Source organism: Stenotrophomonas sp. AGC87 (genome assembly GCF_057333975.1).
On sequence record NZ_JBHFHW010000004.1, the window covers coordinates 44686 to 62262 of the forward strand.

Below are 17577 nucleotides of genomic sequence, written 5' to 3' on the forward strand. Positions count from 1 at the left end.
TCAGCCCGCCTGACCCAACCGCATTTTCAACTGATCGATCTCCGCCTCGCTGACGCCGATGGACTTCAGATAGCCCTCGGCACCACCGTACTGCGCATGCAGAGCGGCGAGAAACATCTCCATGTTCTCCGGCGCGGTGCCAGCCATGCCGGCCATCTTCCTGCCGATCTCAGGGTTCTGCTTGATCAGTTCCATGATCTGCGCGTTCATTGCGCTGTCCTTGGGCTGGCCCTCGAGGTAATGCGCGGAGATCGCATAGTTGTGCACGATGTCCGCCCGGGTTACCCCCGCCAGGTCGAGTAGCAGCCCGGCAATGATGCCGGTGCGGTCCTTGCCGGCGGTGCAGTGGAACAGCACGGTGCCATCGCGCTCCGCCGCGATGCGCTGGAAGACCTGTTTGAACTGCGGCTGGCTGTGATCCAGCCACTGCACATAGGCCGCGCCCAGCGAGTCGGGGAAGGTGGTCATCATTTTCTGCAGGTCCATCTTCTCGGTGCCCATCAGCGAGGTGCGCTGGTAGGCGAAGCGGGCGTCGGTGGCCAGCAGGTCCGGCGACTGCGCCTGCTCATCGGCGGTACGCAGGTCGATATCCAGCGTGACGCCCGCAGCGACCAGGGCGTCGCGGTCGGCGGGGGTCAGGCGGCCCAGGTCCGAGGTGCGCACGAAGGCACTGGCCGGAATCGGCCCATGGGTGCCTTGCAGGCCCGCAAAGGTGCGCGTGTTCCAGGCGCCCTGCAGCGGGATGACGCGCTGCGCATCGGTGGCAACCGGCTGCACGTTGGTGCTTGCCGCGGTGGCGGGCGCGGCGGCGGCGGTATCGGTGCTGGGCGAGCGGGCCAGTGCGAGGCCGGCGCCAGCGAGCATCGGCAGGCTGAGGGCAACGGCAAGGGCAAGGTGGGTGCGGCGAAGGTGCATCGGGATCTCCAGGGCGATCAGAAGGTGACGGTAACGTCCAGGCCGTAGGTGCGCGGGTCATTGAAGATCCCGCTCTGGCCCAGTGAGGCGTTGTTGAGCTTGTAGAACAGGTGTTCTTCGTCCAGCAGGTTGCGCGCCCACAGCGAGACGGCCATGCTCGAGCCCGTGCTGTTGAGGGGGACGTCGATCAGGGCAACACGGGCGTTCACGATGAAGGAACTGTCGGTGAGCATCTGGTCGTACTCGCTGGTGTAGTAACCATCGGACCAGTTGCCGTCCAGGTGGAACTTCAGCGCGGAGAAGTTGGCGAACGGCACCAGATAGTCCAGCGACACGCTGCCGGCGTTCTTCGGCGCCAGCAATGGCTGCACCGTGACCTGCACGCCGGCGCCGAACGGGTCGACCGCGCTCTGCGCATCGATGCGGGTGTAGGCGTAGTTCAGCCCCACGGTGAAGTTGTCCACCGGCATCACGTTGAACTCCAGCTCCGCACCGCGTGAGGTGCCATTGCTGAGTGCGTTGGTGGTGACCATCGTGGTGCGGGTTTCACCGCTGTTGGGATCGAATGGCAGCGAGAAATCCATCTGCTTGTGTTCGATCTTCGAATCGAACAGGGCCAGGTTCAGGCGCGCGCGGTTGTCCCAGAACTGCGACTTGAAGCCGAGCTCGAACGCCGTCACTTCTTCGGGCGCGAAGGCGGTATAGGTGGTGGAGCGCGAGTTGGCGCCGCCCGCCTTGAAGCCGGTACTGTATTTGGCATACACCATGGCGTTCTCGCCCAGGTCGTAGGCGATGTTCACCATCGGGTCGAAACGGCCCCACGCATCGTCGAAGGCGAGATCCTTGGCCGCCCCATTGACGATGTACAGGCTGCCCTTCTTGTCGTCGCGCGTGTAGCGGCCACCGGCGGTCAGGTGCAGGCGTTCGAGCGAGGCCGGCGTCCAGGTGGCCTGGCCGAAGATACCCAGGCTGTCGGTCCACGCCTTGCTGGCGCGGTCGATGCGCACGTTGCCCAGGTTCAGCGGGTTGGTGGCCGGGTTGAGCGTATAGCTGTTGCCGCCCGGGCCCCACAGCAGCATGTTCGGCGTCTGCGCGTTGTCGCCAGCGGTTTCGTGATAGTAGAAGGCACCGGCCAGGAACTGTACCTGCGAGGTGGTGCCGATCAGCTGGAATTCCTGGCTGTACTGGTGCTGGTAGACCTGGGCAAGGCTGTAGCGGCCGAAGGGCGTGTTCGGGCCACCGTAGGCGGAGATTGCGTCGACCAGCCCCATGTCGAACTGACCTTGGGTCAGCTCACGGTAGGAGGTGATCGACTTCAGTTCCAGGCTGTCGCTCAGGGTCCAACCGAGGTTGAGCAGGTGGCCGCTGGTGCGGCCGATGTTGTCTTCCTGCGGGCCACCGAGGATCGCGGAATCGCGTCGGTCCTCACTGGCGCCTGCCTTCTGCAGCGGGCTCACATAGGCGCCGGGCACCAACAACTGCGTGTGGTACGGCGTGGTGGCATCGTAGGAGCGGTCAAACGCATACAGCGCGGAGAAATCTTCGCTGGGCTGCCACAGCGCGCTGAAGCGTGCGCCGCGCTTGTCGTAGCTGTTAAAGTCGTGCTCGCCGCGCATCGGGTTGTTGGTGGTGCCGCCGCGCTTGGCCTGCACCGCATCGATCTTGACGCTGACATCGCCCACCTTCGGCAGGTCCAGATGCAGGCCCGTGGTGTAGCCACTGTAGTTGGAGACGCCTGCACTGACGCTGCCGCCAAACTCGCCGGTGGGCTGTTTGGTGACGATGCTGATCGCGCCGCCTTCGGTGTTGCGGCCGAACAGAGTGCCCTGCGGCCCCTTCAACACCTCGATGCGCTCCACGTCGTACAGCATGCTGCCCAGGCCCTGTGCGCGGCCCATGAACACCCCATCGACATACACGCCGACACCGGCATCGCGCGCGGGCTGGTTGGCATCACCGGAGGCTCCGATGCCGCGGATGCCGATATTCAGCGCCGAGCTGCGCGTTGCGAACGGGGTGACCCGCAGCGACGGGATCGAGCCATCGGACAAGCTGCCGAGCGAGATCGCGCTGCGGTCCTTCAACGCTTCGGCATCCACCACGGAGACCGATATCGGGGTGTCCTGCAGATTCGTCGCACGCTTCTGGGCAGTGACGACAACCTGATCCAGTGCGACCACATCGCGCGCGGCGGCATCGGCGGTCCCGGTTGTCTCCGCGTCGTTGGCGAGGGCGAGGCCGGGCAGGGCGGTGGCGATGGCGAGGGCTAACAGGTGACGGTGCAACGGGGCGTGGCGCATCGGCGGGGTTCACGGAAGGAAGGGGGCCGGCGCAGTCTGGGTGTGCGAAATGACAGATGAATGACCGTTCATTCATGCCCGGGTTTGCCGTACCATCGGTGCTCAACTGGACGCCCTCTACGACGAGCAATGACGCTTACTCCCCTATCCGGCGCCCCCGCCGAAGACGCTGCAGCGGCGCGTGCCGAAGCGCAGCGCCAGCGGATCCTGGACGCCGCGCAGCGCTGCTTCATCGCCCGTGGTTTCCATGCCGGCTCGATCAGCGATATCGCCGCGGAGGCGGAGATCAGCCAGGGCCTGATGTACCGCTACTTCGAGAACAAGCGCGCGCTGATCCTGGCCTTGATCGAACGGCAGCTCGCCTACGACCAGGACGCGATCGGCCATATGCCGGCGGCGGCCGATCTGGTCGACGGGCTGCTGCGCTGCTATCAGCTGTGGGCGCGGGGCGAAACGCTGGAAACCCGTGGCAATGCCATCGCCAATGTGGCGCTGTATGCGGAGATCACCGCTGAAGCGCATCGCGATCCGGTGATTGCCGAGGTGCTGCGCCGGCACGACAGGAAGACCAGTGCGGCGATCGCCGCGTGGTTGCGGCAGCACGACATCGCGCGCGGCCGCACGCCCGAAGACACCGACCTGGAACGCCGCACGTTGTTGATGCGGCTGCTGGTGGAGGGCCTGGCGATGCGCGCGGTACGCGATCCGGATGTGGCCGCCGACACGGTGCGGGCGCTGCTGGCAGCCACGATCGCAACCGTGCTGGGGGAGTAAGCGCAGCGATTTAACGCGTCGGTACGGCCAGGTGCGCACACTGGTCCTGTCTGCACTGTCCCTCATGCACAGGAACCGGAGATCCCATGTCCTTCAACGCCCTCCTTGCGACCAAGACCGGCGATACCATCACGGCCGGTGTCGTCCCGCTGACCGAGCAGGATCTGATGCCCGGCGACGTCACCGTTGCCGTGGAGTACTCCACGGTGAATTACAAGGACGCCCTTGCGCTGAGCGGGCGCTCGCCGGTGATCCGCACGTTTCCGCTGATTCCCGGTATCGATCTGGCCGGTGTGGTTGAAACATCCACCCACCCGGGTTTTGCGCCAGGCGATCGCGTGCTGGTCAACGGCTGGGGCTTGAGCCAGACCCACCACGGGGGCTATGCGCAGAAGGCGCGTGTGCCCGGCGAGTGGCTGGTGAAGATTCCAGCGGCATTTTCCAGCCGCGATGCGATGGCGGTCGGTACCGCCGGCTACACCGCGATGCTCTCGGTACTGGCGCTCGAGCACGGCGGGGTGAGTCCCGATCACGGCGATATCCTGGTCACCGGGGCCAACGGCGGCGCCGGCTCCATCGCGATCGCACTGCTGTCCACGCTGGGCTATCGGGTGGTTGCATCGACGGGCCGGCTGGAGGAGTCCGCGTATCTCAAGGCGCTGGGTGCGGCCGAGATCATCGATCGGGCGACCCTGTCCGCGCCAGGTGCACCGATCGCCAAGGAACGCTGGGCCGGTGCGATCGACGCGGTGGGCAGCCACACGCTGGCCAATGTGCTGGCGCAGACGCGCTATCGCGGCGTGGTGGCGGCCTTCGGATTGGCCCAGGGTGCGGATCTGCCGGGTTCGGTGCTGCCTTTCATCCTGCGCAACGTGACGCTCGCCGGCATCGATTCGGTCAACGCGCCTTACGCCGCGCGCGAGCAGGCCTGGACGCGCCTGGCTGCCGATCTGGACCTGGGCAAGCTGGCGCGCACCACGCAGATGATCGGTCTGGCCGAGGTGCCGGCGCTGGCCGACCAGGTGCTGCAGGGGCGTGTGCAGGGCCGCACCGTGGTCGACGTCAACGCATGATCCTGTCGCGGCACTAAGGCGGGTGGGGGCCCGGCAGCTGCTTGACCAGCTGTTCGGCCATGGCCTTGTAGATCGGCACGCGGCACACGAGGCCGGAGACGCCACGCGCGATCAGCACGGTGGCCAGAATGGGCAGCAGCATATCGCTGCTGTCGGTCAGCTCCAGCGAGATGACCGCCGAGGTCAACGGTGCCTGGGTCACGCCGGTCAGGTAGGCACACATCCCCAGCAGCACGAAGATGCGTTCATCGACCGAAGGCATGAGGGCGGCGAGGTTGTGGCCGAGCCCGGCGCCGACGGCCAGGGCGGGCGAGAACAGGCCGCCGGGAATACCGGCGACGTAGGAGACCAGATTGGCGACAAGCTTCATCAGGCCGAACTCGTGACCCACCGAGGGCGCTCCCTGCACCAGTCCCTTGGCCTGCTCGTAGCCGGTGCCGAAGGCCCCTGCGCCAAACGCTGCGCCCAGCAGCACCAGGGCGAGCCCGCACAGCGCCGCCAGCAGGACCGGATGGCGCTGGCGCAGCGTGCCCAGCCAGCGTGGTCTGCCTTCCATGGTCAGCAGCACGGCTTTGGCGAACAGGCCGCCAAGCAACCCCGCGACGGTGCCGCACAGCACGATCGCCAGCCAGGCCTGCCCCAGCGGCAACGTGGCAGTCACCTTGCCGAAGTACGTGTAGTTGCCGAGCAGGCCCAGCGACACCACGCCACCCACGATGACGGCGGTGAGCAGCGTGCCGGAGAAGCGGTGCTCGAAGCGGCCGCTGAGTTCTTCGATGGCAAACACGATGCCCGCCAGCGGGGTGTTGAAGGCCGCCGCGATGCCGGCTGCGCCGCCGGCGAGCAGAAAGTGGGACAGCTCTTTCGGATCGCGGAACCCGAACCATCGCCCGAACATGTACATGACGCTGGCACCGACGTGCACGGTAGGGCCCTCCCGGCCCACCGAGGCGCCCCCGAGCAACGACAGCGTGGTCAAGGCGAGTTTGCCTGCCGATACGCCCAGCGAGAGATTGTCACGCCGGAACGTGGGCGTCGGGACCTCCAGGGCCGCGATCACCTGCGGAATCCCGCTGCCGCGGGTGGGCTTGAGCGCGCCACTGGTCAGCCACGCCAACAGCGCGAACACGGTTGGCGTAAGCAGCAGCGCCCACCAGATCGAGTGGGCGATGATCGACTGGAAGACCCGGAAGGCCGCATCGCTGGCCTTGGCAAACACGATCGCGACCAGGGCGACAGCCACGGCACCGCCCCACAGGGCCGCACGGCGCTTCCACGCGTCTCTGGACAGGAGAGGGCGTTGAGGGTCTGGTGAGGTCATGGGGCGGATTATCCCACGGTGATTCGCCGGGCCTTTTCACCCAATCTGTCGGTTTGCGCTTTCAAACGCGGGTGCCAGCGCGGTGCCCGGGCAGGCACGCTGCGCGATCACGTGCCGGGCGTATCCGTGCCGGGCAGGCGGCGGAGGACAGCGTCGTAGGGAACAAGGTCGAGGAAGGCAGTGACGTCGACCGCCTTGCCTGCGCGCATCCGGAATATCCAGACGTAGTCGTTGTGATACGGCCCGCCTCCCGAGCCACCGCGTTGCCGGTCCACTGGATGATCACGTGCTCGCCGTCCGCCCAGATCTGTCGGGAAGAGGCTGCCATGGCTTACCTCCGCCCGCTGAGCGTGGCGGTGCCGAAGATCAACTGCTGGGCCATGGGCCGGCCGATGAAGCGGGCGGGGAAGATCGGTGCCGGTGCACTGGCCTCATCCAACCGGGCCAGATGCGCCTCGCTCAGCACGACGGTGAGGGCGCCAAGATTGTCTTCGGCCTGCGCCACGGTGCGTGCGCCGATGATCGGCGAGACCACCGCGGGGTTGGCCAGCGTCCAGGCAATGGCCACCTGCGAGCGCGTCACGCCCAGTTCCTCCGCCACCTCACCCACCACTGCGGCGATGGCCAGCGCGCGCTCGTTGAGATGGCCGATCGAGGCGATCACCCCTTTGCGGCTGCTTGCCACGTCCGCACCATTTTCGTCGGAGAGATCGGCGCGGGTGTACTTGCCGGTCAGGATGCCACCCCCCAGTGGCGACCACGGCAGAACCCCCAGACCCATCGCCTGGGCCATGGGCATGAGTTCGTGCTCCACGGTGCGTTCGACCAGGCTGTACTCGATCTGCAGCGCGATCAACGGCGACCAGCCGCGCAGGTCCGCCAGGGTCTGCAGTTCGGCGACGCGCCACGCCGGGGTGTTGCAGATGCCCAGATACTGGACCTTGCCGGCGCGGACGAGATCGTCCAGCGAGCGCATCACTTCGTCCGGGCGGGTGGTGAAGTCCCAGGCGTGTACGTACAGCAGATCGATGCGATCGGTATCCAGCTGGCGCAGGCTGGCTTCCACCGAGCGCACCAAGTTGTAGCGGTGGTTGCCGCCGGCATTGATGTTGGCCGGGTCGCGTGCCATGGTGAACTTGGTGGCCAGCACCAGCCGGTCGCGCTGGGCCTTGGCGAAGCGGCCGAGGATGCGTTCGGCGGCGCCGTTGGTGTAGTTGACCGAGGTATCGATGAAGTTGCCGCCGCGGTCGACGTAGGCATCGAAAATCCGCTGGGCTTCAGCGTCATCGGCGCCCCAGCCCCAGTCGGCGCCGAAGGTCATCGTGCCCAGCGAGAGGGGGGAGACGCGCAGCCCGGAACGGCCGAGCAGGCGGTAGTGATCAAGCGAGGCAGGGGACGTCATGCGAAGGATCTCCGGGGCGGGCAGGGCGGTGCCTGCGTGAGCGCCCATTGTTCTGGCGCGTCGCGTTGACCCGGTAGCCGGGTCCTCCGGCATGCTTGCACGATCGTACAAACACGACGGACGATGTCGACCTGTCCTGCCGCGCCCATGGAGACCTGCATGGCCCCGCTCGCGTTGTTCCGTGATGCCATCGCCCGGCATGCACCGCGCGACGGCACCTTCGCGTGCCGGCTGCCCGGGGTGAAGCTGATCCGTTGCAGCACCGCGACGCTGCCCATGCCGGTGATCTACGAGCCCACCGTGTGCTTTGTCGCCCAGGGCCGCAAGCGTGCCCTGCTCGGGTCGAGCGTTTACTACTACGATCCGAGCCGTTATCTGGTGGCGTCGGTCGGGCTGCCGGTGATGGGCTCGGTGATCGAGGCGACCGCGACGCAGCCGTATCTGAGCCTTCAGGTCGATCTCGATGCGGCGGTGCTGGGCGAGCTGGCGCTGCAGTATCCGCAGCCCGCCGGCGAGCCAGCGGTCGCCGCGGGCCTGGCGCTCGACACGATGACACCCGGGCTGCTGGATGCCGCCACGCGACTGGTCTGCTTGCTGGATTCACCGGACGACGCCGAGGCGCTGGGGCCGCTGGTGCTGCGCGAGATCCTCTATCGGCTGTTGACCGGCCCCAACGGCAGCGTGCTGCACGCGATCACCCGCGGCGACAGCCGGCACGGCCAGGTTGCCCGCGCGATCCTGTGGATCCGGGCGAATTTCAGTGGTGTCTGGCGTACCGATGAGGTGGCGCGCGTTGCGGGCATGAGTCGCTCGAGCTTCCATGCCCATTTCAAGGCGGTCACGGCGATGAGCCCGCTGGACTTCCGCACACAGTTGCGGATGCAGGAGGCGCGCCGGCTGATGGTCAATGATGGTCTGGATGCGGCCGATGCCGGCCACCGGGTGGGCTATGGGAGCCCCTCACAGTTCAGCCGGGACTACTCACGGCTGTTCGGCATGCCACCGGCAACGGACGCGCAGCGGCTGAGGTTGGCGGAGGGGTGAGCGTGCCGGTGCTTGCGCGATGACATCGGGAGGAGCTGCGGGACACCGTGGTGTGGCCGCACTCCCATGATGCCCGCGATGTAAGCGGAGCGACCGTCGGTCAGACCGGGGCGAAACCGCGGGTGGTCTTCTTTTCGTTCTTTTCCGCCTTCTTTTCCTTGGCGGTCTTGGCAGGTTTCTTTTTCTGCTCTTTCTGTTTGTTCAGGCCTTTGGCCATGGCGACGCTCTCCAGGTGGGTTGCAACGGAGGCGAGCATGGCACATCCGGTGTCGGCCGGTGCATCGGCGTGCGGTGGGGGCTCTGAAGTGAACCCGGGGTGCGCCCGTTCATGGCGCAGGGATATCCCGATAGACCGCCTCGCTGCTCAGCACCTTCAGTCCGTCCGGGCCACTGTGCAGCAGCCGCTGCTCACCGACCACCTGCTGCCATTGCAGGCCGAAGCCGTCCGCTTCGGGCAGCCGGGCGGCCAGCGCGATGAGGTGCTCATGTGCCTGCGGGCCTTCGCTGTCGAACTGGCCCCAGCGTTGGCCGTGGCAATGGATGATCAGGCGATAGCCGCTCATGTCGGGGTCGGCCAGTAGACACTGTCCGGCGTCGAACGCGCGCCGAAGATGGCCTGGCCCACGCGCACCACGGTCGCGCCTTCTTCGATGGCGATCTCGACATCACCTGACATGCCCATGGAGAGCTCCTCCAGGCTGATGCCCGTCGGCAGGGTGGGACGCAGCCGGTCGCGCAGTTCGCGCAGGCGCGCAAAGCACGGGCGCACCTGTTCCGGATCCGAGGAGAACACCGCCAGGGTCATCAACCCGCGCACGTGCAGATTCGGAAACGCTGGCAATTGCTGTACGAAGTCGGCGACCTCGATCGGGTCCAGGCCGTACTTGCTGTCTTCGCCGGACGTGTTGACCTGCACGAACACATCCAGCGTGCGCTGCTCCAGTTCCAGCCGCTGATCCAGTGCCTGTGCCACGCGCAGGCTGTCCAGTGCCTGGAACTCGCTGGCGAAGCGTGCGACGTCACGTGCCTTGTTGGTCTGCAGGTGGCCGATCACCGACCAGCGCAGGCCGGGCAGGTCGGCCATCGCCGCGGCCTTGCGCTGGGCTTCCTGCACCTTGTTCTCGCCCAGCTCATGGCAGCCGGCCTCCCACGCCAGGCGCAGGCGGGCTTCATCGACGGTCTTGCTGACCGGCAGCAGGCGCACGCTGGCCGGGTCGCGGCCGGCCAGTGCGCAGGCGCGGGCGATGCGTTCGCGGACCATCGCCAGGTTGTGGCGGATCTCGTCGACAGTGGTGGCCTGGGGCCAGGTGGGGGCAGCGATGGGCATGGGGAGCTCCGGAAGCGGGGACGGCTGCACGGCGGCGGCGCACGTGCAACACTGTCCCGTGACGATGGATATATTGGCATAGGACAAAATGAAAATCACCGGCCAGACCGCCAGTGCGGTGTTCGAGAGCATCCGCCAGCAGGTGCTCAGTGGTGCGCTGGGACCCGGGCAGCTGCTGCCGCCGGTCCGCGACCTTGCGCTCGCGCTGGGGATCAACCGCAACACGGTCGCGTCCGCGTACAAGCGCCTGGATGCCGCAGGGCTGGCCCGCACCCAGGGCCGGCGAGGCACAGTGGTCAGTGCGCGGCCCAGCCAGGGTGCGCAGGAAGGCACGCAGCCGGGTTCGGCGCTGCAGGATCTGGCCAGTGGCAACCCGGACCCGCGCTGCCTGCCGGATCTGCGCGCACTGCTGCCGGCGCGGCCGCCCCGGTTGTATGGCGCACCGACCATCGATCCGGCGTTGGCCACTCTCGCGCATCAACAACTGGCCGGCGATTGCCCAACCGGGTATGTGCTGGAACTGGCGCACGGCGCGGTGGATGCGATCGAACGGGTGCTGGCGTGCTGGTTGCTGGCGGGGGATCCGGTGGCGGTGGAAAACCCGTGCTTCCTTGGCAGCCTCAACACGCTGCGGGCCGCCGGTTACGAAGCGCTGGCGGTGGCGATCGACGATGAAGGCATGCAGGTCGAGGCGCTGGAACAGGCCTTGGCCGCAGGCGCACGGGCGGTGCTGCTGACGCCACGTGCGCACAACCCGACCGGTGCCAGCCTCAGCCGGCGCCGTGCGCGGGCCCTGCGCCAGGTGCTGGAACGCTATCCGCAGGTACTGGTGCTGGTCGATGACCATTTCGCATGGTTGTCCCGGCAGCCGTATCACGCCGTGATTCCGCCAACGACCCGGCGCTGGGCGCTGCTGCGCTCGCTGTCCAAGTCATTGGGGCCGGACCTGCGCCTGGCGTTGATCGGCTGTGATGCCGACACCGCGGCACGGCTGCGCCTGCGGATGGCGCCGGGCACCGGTTGGGTCAGCCATCTGTTGCAGGACGCGGCCGCCGCAGCGCTGGGGTCTTCGCGGGTGGCGGCGCGGATGAAGCGGGCCGGGGACGATTACGTGGCGCGCCGGGAGCTGCTGCGGCAGGCGCTGCAGGAGGAAGGCATCGCGGTGGGCGCGCAGATGGACGGTCTGAACCTGTGGCTGCCGCTGGCGCGCGACAGCCAGCCGCTGGTGATGGCCTTGGCCCAGCGCGGCTGGCAGGTGCGCGGGGGCGAGGTGTTTTCGGTCCATGCGCCGGTGCACGGGCTGCGGATCACCACGGCCACGCTGACCACCACCGATGCAAGGCGCTTCGCCAAGGATCTGCGCGACGCGTTGGCGGCTTGAGCTCAGGGCGCAGCGGCGGCGTTCGGGCTGACGTAGTGCGTCTGTTCGTCGTCGTTGAGGAAGATCAGTTCCGGTTTGCCCTGCCAGGAGGTCAGCATCGCGCCGGTGCTGTTCTGGTGCTTGACCACCAGGGTGGCGCCGCGATCCGGGTTGGCGGTGACCTTGAACACCTCGGTGGTGCCGGTGGCATCGTCCAGGGTGAGGATGGCCTCGTCGCCGACATCGGCGGTGCCGTAGCCGCCCCGCTCGGAGCCATCGGCGCCCAGCAGGATCAGGCCTGACAGCGGTGACGCGCGCGGCCCCTGGGTGACGCCCTTGGTGAGCGGATCGGGGACGGGGGCGCCGAGAATCACCCGCGCCTGGCCACTGGCATCGCGGATCACCAGGCCGCGGGCGGTGATGACACGCTCATCGGACTGGCTCTGGTGCAGGCGCAGCGCGGTCCAACCGGAAACGATCAGGGCGAGGCTGGAGACGACCAGCGTGGTGACGGTCAGCGCGCGCGACATGTGGTTCTCCGGATCCTTGGAAGGCTGCGACCATACCGGATAGGCCATTCACGACACCAGTCGGAAAAGTCTGGAATTACATTCAGAGCGTGATGTTGGTCACGGGATGGCTCAGCGGAAATCCCGGCTGTGGGTGCGCACGCCGTCGATCAGGGTGTCGATGTTGTGCATCTGGCCGACGATCAGGTGCTGCACACCGTCCACGCGTTCGAGCCGGCCATCGATCTGCATCAGTTGCGCTTCAACCAGCACGCGATGCTGGCGGTCGGCGATTTTGCGCCAGACCACGGCGTTGACCATGCCGCATTCGTCTTCCAGGGTGAGGAAGGTGACCCCGCTGGCGGTCTGCGGGCGCTGGCGCATGCGCACCAGCCCGGCAAACCGCACGCTGCGCCCGTGCGGCAAGGCGGCCAGTTCGTCGGAGCGGTGGCAGCGGCGTTGGCGCAGCTGGCTGCGGATGAAGGAGACCATATGCCTGCCCAGCGTGGTGCCGGTGGTGTTGTAGTCGGCCTGCATGTCCTCGAAGGCGCTGGGCAGCGGCAGCGGGACGGCGGCTTCGGCAGTGGCGCCGGCAGATTCGAACAGCGGCAGCGGCTTTTCTACGCCGGAGACGTCCCAGCGCGCACGATGGCGATGGCCGCTCAAGCCCTTGAGTGCACCGGCATCGGCCAGCAAACCCTGATGGCGACGGTCCAGCTGCGCGCGCTGGCTCAGGTCGGCCACGCTCTCGAAGGGCGAACGGTGGCGTGCCTGCACCACGCCGGTGGCGACGGCCTCGCTGAAGCCATCGACCAGGCGCAGGCCCAGACGGATGCCGAATGGCCGGCCCGGCGAGGTGGGCGATACCAGCGTGCAGTCCCAGTCGCTATAGCGCACATCCACCGGCAGCACCGGCACGCCATGGCGGCGCGCGTCCTGCAGGATCTGGTCCGGGGTATAGAACCCCAGCGGCTGGCTGTTGATCAGGCTGGCGGCGAATGCGGAGGGGTGATGGCACTTGAGCCAGCAGCTGACATAGGTGATCAGCGCGAAGCTGGCCGCATGGCTTTCCGGGAAGCCATAACTGCCGAACCCTTTGATCTGCTCGAACAGGCGCTCGCCGTATTCGCGGCTGTAATTGTTGGCCGCCATGCCGGCGAGCAGCTTGTCGCGGTGCGGCTCCAGCCCGCCGTGGCGCTTCCACGCGGCCATCGAGCGGCGCAGTGCGTCGGCCTGCCCGGGGCTGAAGCCGGCGGCGGCGACCGCCAGCTGCATCACCTGTTCCTGGAACAACGGCACGCCGAGGGTGCGTTTGAAGACCTTCTCCAGCTCGGGCGGATAGTCGATCTCCTCGATGCCTTCTTCCTTGAGCTTCTTCCGTCGATTCAGATATGGGTGGACCATGTCGCCCTGGATCGGGCCGGGGCGCACGATGGCCACTTCGATCACCAGATCGTAGAAACAGCGCGGCTGCATGCGCGGCAGCATCGCCATCTGCGCGCGCGACTCGATCTGGAACACGCCCAGGGTGTCGGCGCGGCAGATCATGTCGTAGGTGGGCTCATCGCCCTGGGGAATCTTCGCCATGGTCATCGGCGGTCCGCCATGCGCTTCCAGCATCGCCAGGCATTTGCGCACGGCGGTGAGCATGCCCAGTGCCAGGCAGTCCACCTTCATCAGCCCGGTGACATCCAGATCGTCCTTGTCCCACTGGATCACGGTGCGGTTGTCCATGGCCGCGTTTTCCACCGGCACCATCGTGGACAGGGGGTGTTCGGAAATCACGAAACCGCCCGGGTGCTGGGACAGGTGGCGCGGGAAGTCCACCAGTTCGGCGGTCAGCGCCACCACCCGCCGCATCAGCGGGGTCTCTGGATCGAAGCCGCGCTCACGCAATGCCTCGGGCAGCGGCTCGTGGCTGCTCCAGCGGTCCAGGCAGGCGGCCAGCTCGTTGACCTGGTCCGGCGACAGGCCCAGCACCCGCGCCACATCGCGCACCGCGCTGCGGCCCCGGTAGCTGATCGCCACGGCAGTCAAGGCGGCGCGTTCGCGGCCGTAGCGGTTGAACACGTACTGCAGCACTTCCTCGCGGCGTTCGTGTTCGAAGTCGATGTCGATGTCCGGCGGCTCGTCGCGCTCGGCGGAGATGAAGCGCTCGAACAGCAGCGCCATCTCGCTGGGGTCGATCTCGGTCACGCCCAGCACGTAGCACACCGAGGAATTGGCGGCCGAGCCGCGGCCTTGGCAGAGGATCTGCTGGCGGCGCGCGAAGCGCACGATGTCGTGCACGGTCAGGAAGTAGGACTCGTACTGTTTGGTGTGGATCAGCGCCAGTTCGTGTTCGATCTGGTGGCGCTGCTGGGGCGTCTCGCCCGCTGGCCAACGCCATTGCATGCCTTCTTCCACCAGCACCCGCAGCCAGCTGGCCGGATCGTGGCCGGCCGGCACCAGCTCGCGCGGGTAGGTGTACTGCAGCTGCTTGAGATCGAAGTGGCAGCGCTCGGCGATGCGCAGGGTCTCGGCCAGCAGCTCGGGCGGGTACAGCGTGGCCAGGGCCTGGCGGGTACGCAGGTGGCGCTCCCCGTTGGGGAACAGGCGCCAGCCGGCTTCGCCGAGCGTGCAGTGGTGGCCGATCGCGGTGAGGGTGTCCTGCAGCGCGCGGCGGCGGCGCACGTGCATGTGCACATCGCCGCTGGCCACCAGTGGAATGCCCTGGTCGCGGCCGAAACGACGCAGGCGCTGCAGGCGCGCGCGGTCGTCGGCCTCGCGGTGCAACTCGACTGCCAGCCACAGCCGCTGCGGAAAGCAGGCCTGCAGCCACTGCGCATCCTCGATGCCCGGGGCAGGGTCTGCCCACAGGCACAGCAGGCCCGCATGCAGTTGTTCCATGTCGCTGTGCAGGCAGCGGTACTCGCCCTTGGGCGCGCGCCGGCGGCAGGTCGTGATCAACTGGCACAGCGCGGCGTAGCTGCCCTGGTCGGTGCACAGCAGCACCAGTTTCGGGCCGTCCTCCAGCTGGAATTCGGCCCCGGTGATCAGGGGCAGTGCGTGCTTCTTCGCGGCCTGCCAGGCGCGCACGATGCCGGCCAGCGAGCACTCATCGGTGATCGCCAGCGCGTGATAGCCCTGGCCCTTGGCACGCGCGAACAACTCCTCGGCGATGGACGCACCGCGCTGGAAACTGAAGGCCGACAGGCAATGCAGCTCGGCGTATCCGGGCAGCGGTGCGCTCATGCGAACCAGCCGTGCAGCATGAACGGTCCGCTGCGTGCATCAGCGGCGGTATACGCCCAGCCGCGCTGGCCTTGCGTCGTTTCGATGACGTAATAGTCGCGGCGGATGTCGCCGGCATCCCACCAGCCCGATTCGATCCGCTCCGGCCCGGACAGAATGCGCAGATGCGCATCCTGCAGCGCCTGCGGCTGGGCCAGCAGCCAGCCCGGGCGCATCGGCAGCACCGGGGGCGGGGGCTTGGGCGCGCCTTGGGCGTCACCGGTCGCGCGTTCGGGCCGATGGTCGGCACGCAGCCCCAGCCCCTGCACGGCGTCATCGCCGAGCCGGGCGCGAAGACGCTCGCGCAGCTGCTCCCACGGCATGGCCTGCTGCGGGCGCGGGTCGAACAGATCGCGCGCGGCCGGCACGAACGGCGGCAGTTGCTCGGCCTGCAGGCGCAGGCCGCGGCTGCCGGCGGGCAACTGCAGGTGATCCACGCGGTTGCGAGCCAGCTCGAACAGCATCGCCGGTTCGCGCTCGGGCGCGAGCAGGCCGATCGAGAGGCGCGTATCGGGGTGGTGTTCGTGTTCGAACCACAGATCGAACTGCAGCACGCCGCCATCGCGTGAGCACAGGAATGCGGCCAGATCGGCAGTCAGGCGCCGCAACGGGAACAGCATGGCTTGGGTGGACTCGACCTCGTACTCGAACTCGATGCGGGCATCGAAGCGGTCCGGCGGCTGGAAATAGCGCAGCGGCGGCGTGCTGATCCCGCGCAGCGCATCCAGATGCGCCAGCACCTGCGGCGGAAAGCGCCGGGCCAGGCTCTCGCGCGGCAGGCCGAACGCTGCGCCCAGCGTGCGCAACCCCGAGCGCGCCAGCACTGTGACCGCCTCGGCCGGCAACCCGCTGCGTTCGATCGGCACCTGGGCCAGTGCGGCATCCAACTGATGTGCATCCACGCCGAGCCGGCCATGCACGCGGGCCAGCGCGCTGGCGGCATGCGGATTCGGTGCGGCCACCAGCCGATGCCGGAAACCCAGTTCGGTCAGGCCACGGCTGAGCCGCTGCTCGACCTTGGGCCAATCACCGAACAGCGCGCGGCTGGCCCGGATCTCCAGTGCCAACGCGTGCGGGAAATCCAGGCTGACCTGCGAGCTGATGCCATACAGCCAACTGGCCAGCAACTGGCGGGTGGCCTGTTCGGCGCGCGGGTCGTACTCCACGGTGAGCATGTCGCGGGTGAGCACCTGCGCGGCCGAGAGCAGCATGCCGCGGCGCAGCCCGAGCTGCCGGGCCGAGGGACTGACCGCATGCAGCACGCGCCGCTGCGCCGGGCCGGTGACCAGCACCAGCGGCGCGGCCGGGTCCGGTTGCTGGCGCAGCGCGGCATCCAGCGCCAGGTGCGGCAGCAGCAGGCAGGCCCAGTCCACGGCGGCCGCTCAATGGGCCACGGCCAGCGGCAACGGCTGGGCCGGTGCCAGCCCGCCACGGCATTTGAGGACACGCACCTGGCCATCGTCGAGCTGCAGGCGCAGCGCGGCCGGGGAGGGATTGCGCGCGTGCCGGGCATCGCGGAAGGAAAAGCCCAGGCACTGGCCGGTTTCGGCCGCCACCTGCAGCCGGCGCAGCGCCCGGTCATCGGCCTGCTGCGGCCAGCACAGCACCGCCGCGCACGCGGCCGAGCGCAGGCATTGCTCGGCGGCCCACAACGCATCGCGCGGGCTGGCCTGGACCACCTGCACCTGGTTCAGTGCCAGCCCGGCGCGGGCCCAGGCTGGGGCATGCGGCAGGTGCGGCGGGGCGATCAGCACCACGATCTGCTGTTGCTGGCTCAGCCGCGCCAGCGTCGGCCAGACCAGGGCCAGCTCACCGACCCCGGGCGAGGCCAGCAGCACCTCCGACAGCGCCGAGGGCGGCCAGCCGCCGCCCGGCAGGCGGGCATCCAGCGCCGGGTGGCCGGTCGGGTGCGGGGCCACCTCCGGGAAGGCCGCACGCGGCTGCCCCCGCCAGACCCGGCGGGTTTCCAGCAGCCGGTCCAGGGCCAGCACGGCGCCCATCAGCGGGCCTCCCGGCAGGGCTGGAGCAGGCGGAAACGGGCAGGAAACAAGGGCATGGCGGCGAGTATCGGCAGCACGCGTGTCAAAGGCTGAGACCGACAATCCTACCTGCAATTAGTAAAAATGCTAACGAATTCGGCGGCTGGATTCCGAACCGGTTGAGGGTGATGAATGCTTCAGGAGAGCGGAATGGCAGCGCGCCAGATGGGATGGCCACGCGCGTGATGGAGGGCATCCACGCATGGCGTGGATCTCCAACGGCTGCCGGGGGGGGGGCGG

The 17577-nt window shown here is 68.0% G+C and carries 15 protein-coding genes and 1 pseudogene; 4 read left to right on the forward strand and 12 right to left on the reverse strand.

What is annotated here, in order from left to right; all coding sequences use genetic code 11:
* Both ACE026_RS01135 and ACE026_RS01140 read right to left on the reverse strand, forming a co-directional pair.
* The gene (locus ACE026_RS01135) at positions 1 to 915 is read right to left on the reverse strand and encodes a tyrosine-protein phosphatase (protein WP_486037214.1); all 915 of its coding nucleotides are present in this window, start codon (positions 913 to 915) and stop codon (positions 1 to 3) included.
* Between the two features lie 17 nt (positions 916 to 932).
* Positions 933 to 3215, reverse strand: a complete 2283-nt coding sequence (locus ACE026_RS01140; RefSeq protein WP_486037216.1) for a TonB-dependent receptor — start codon at positions 3213 to 3215, stop codon at positions 933 to 935.
* A gap of 129 nt (positions 3216 to 3344) precedes the next feature.
* Between ACE026_RS01140 and ACE026_RS01145 the strand changes: the two genes are divergently transcribed.
* Together ACE026_RS01145 and acuI are read left to right on the forward strand one after the other, a co-directional pair.
* The gene (locus tag ACE026_RS01145) at positions 3345 to 3989 is read left to right on the forward strand and encodes a TetR/AcrR family transcriptional regulator (RefSeq protein ID WP_486037218.1); all 645 of its coding nucleotides are present in this window, start codon (positions 3345 to 3347) and stop codon (positions 3987 to 3989) included.
* 86 nt (positions 3990 to 4075) lie between these two features.
* On the forward strand, positions 4076 to 5062 hold the full coding sequence (gene acuI, locus ACE026_RS01150) for an acrylyl-CoA reductase (NADPH) (RefSeq protein WP_486037220.1): 987 nt from the start codon (positions 4076 to 4078) through the stop codon (positions 5060 to 5062).
* A gap of 13 nt (positions 5063 to 5075) precedes the next feature.
* Here the strand turns inward: acuI and ACE026_RS01155 are convergent, their stop codons facing one another.
* The 3 genes and pseudogenes from ACE026_RS01155 to ACE026_RS01165 all read right to left on the reverse strand — a co-directional run bounded on the left by ACE026_RS01155 (position 5076) and on the right by ACE026_RS01165 (position 7785).
* The gene (locus tag ACE026_RS01155) at positions 5076 to 6383 is read right to left on the reverse strand and encodes a chloride channel protein (RefSeq protein ID WP_486037222.1); all 1308 of its coding nucleotides are present in this window, start codon (positions 6381 to 6383) and stop codon (positions 5076 to 5078) included.
* A gap of 107 nt (positions 6384 to 6490) precedes the next feature.
* Positions 6491 to 6696 (reverse strand): annotated as a pseudogene (locus tag ACE026_RS01160) (nuclear transport factor 2 family protein); the annotation flags it as partial.
* Between the two features lie 18 nt (positions 6697 to 6714).
* Positions 6715 to 7785 (reverse strand): aldo/keto reductase, encoded by a 1071-nt coding sequence (locus tag ACE026_RS01165; RefSeq protein ID WP_486037224.1) that lies wholly within the window; start codon positions 7783 to 7785, stop codon positions 6715 to 6717.
* Between the two features lie 159 nt (positions 7786 to 7944).
* On the opposite strand from ACE026_RS01165, the gene ACE026_RS01170 reads away from it, so the two are divergent.
* Positions 7945 to 8829 carry an AraC family transcriptional regulator gene (locus tag ACE026_RS01170; protein WP_486037226.1) on the forward strand — a complete coding sequence of 295 codons (885 nt, stop codon included), beginning with the start codon at positions 7945 to 7947 and terminating at the stop codon, positions 8827 to 8829.
* Between the two features lie 100 nt (positions 8830 to 8929).
* Here ACE026_RS01170 and ACE026_RS01175 read toward each other — a convergent pair whose 3' ends face one another.
* The 3 genes from ACE026_RS01175 to ACE026_RS01185 form a co-directional block, all read right to left on the reverse strand.
* Positions 8930 to 9085, reverse strand: a complete 156-nt coding sequence (locus ACE026_RS01175; protein WP_167390404.1) for a hypothetical protein — start codon at positions 9083 to 9085, stop codon at positions 8930 to 8932.
* Between the two features lie 70 nt (positions 9086 to 9155).
* A complete protein-coding gene (locus tag ACE026_RS01180; RefSeq protein ID WP_486037228.1) occupies positions 9156 to 9392 on the reverse strand; it encodes a hypothetical protein in 237 nt (78 codons plus the stop codon).
* Positions 9389 to 10156, reverse strand: coding sequence for a YggS family pyridoxal phosphate-dependent enzyme (locus ACE026_RS01185; RefSeq protein ID WP_486037230.1), 768 nt, complete (start codon positions 10154 to 10156; stop codon positions 9389 to 9391). The genes ACE026_RS01180 and ACE026_RS01185 overlap by 4 nt, the downstream gene beginning before the upstream one ends.
* Positions 10157 to 10244: 88 nt before the next feature.
* On the opposite strand from ACE026_RS01185, the gene ptsJ reads away from it, so the two are divergent.
* Positions 10245 to 11537: a MocR-like B6 salvage transcription factor PtsJ gene (ptsJ, locus tag ACE026_RS01190; protein WP_486037232.1), complete on the forward strand. Its 1293-nt coding sequence runs from the start codon at positions 10245 to 10247 to the stop codon at positions 11535 to 11537.
* 2 nt (positions 11538 to 11539) lie between these two features.
* Here ptsJ and ACE026_RS01195 read toward each other — a convergent pair whose 3' ends face one another.
* The 4 genes from ACE026_RS01195 to imuA all read right to left on the reverse strand — a co-directional run bounded on the left by ACE026_RS01195 (position 11540) and on the right by imuA (position 17298).
* Complete coding sequence (locus ACE026_RS01195; RefSeq protein WP_486037671.1) at positions 11540 to 12046, reverse strand: hypothetical protein; 507 nt, start codon at positions 12044 to 12046, stop codon at positions 11540 to 11542.
* A 111-nt stretch (positions 12047 to 12157) separates the two neighbouring features.
* Complete coding sequence (locus ACE026_RS01200; RefSeq protein WP_486037234.1) at positions 12158 to 15259, reverse strand: error-prone DNA polymerase; 3102 nt, start codon at positions 15257 to 15259, stop codon at positions 12158 to 12160.
* Positions 15256 to 16671 (reverse strand): Y-family DNA polymerase, encoded by a 1416-nt coding sequence (locus ACE026_RS01205; RefSeq protein ID WP_486037236.1) that lies wholly within the window; start codon positions 16669 to 16671, stop codon positions 15256 to 15258. The genes ACE026_RS01200 and ACE026_RS01205 overlap by 4 nt, the downstream gene beginning before the upstream one ends.
* 9 nt (positions 16672 to 16680) lie before the next feature.
* Positions 16681 to 17298: a translesion DNA synthesis-associated protein ImuA gene (imuA, locus tag ACE026_RS01210; protein ID WP_486037238.1), complete on the reverse strand. Its 618-nt coding sequence runs from the start codon at positions 17296 to 17298 to the stop codon at positions 16681 to 16683.
* Between the last annotated feature and the right edge of the window lie 279 nt (positions 17299 to 17577).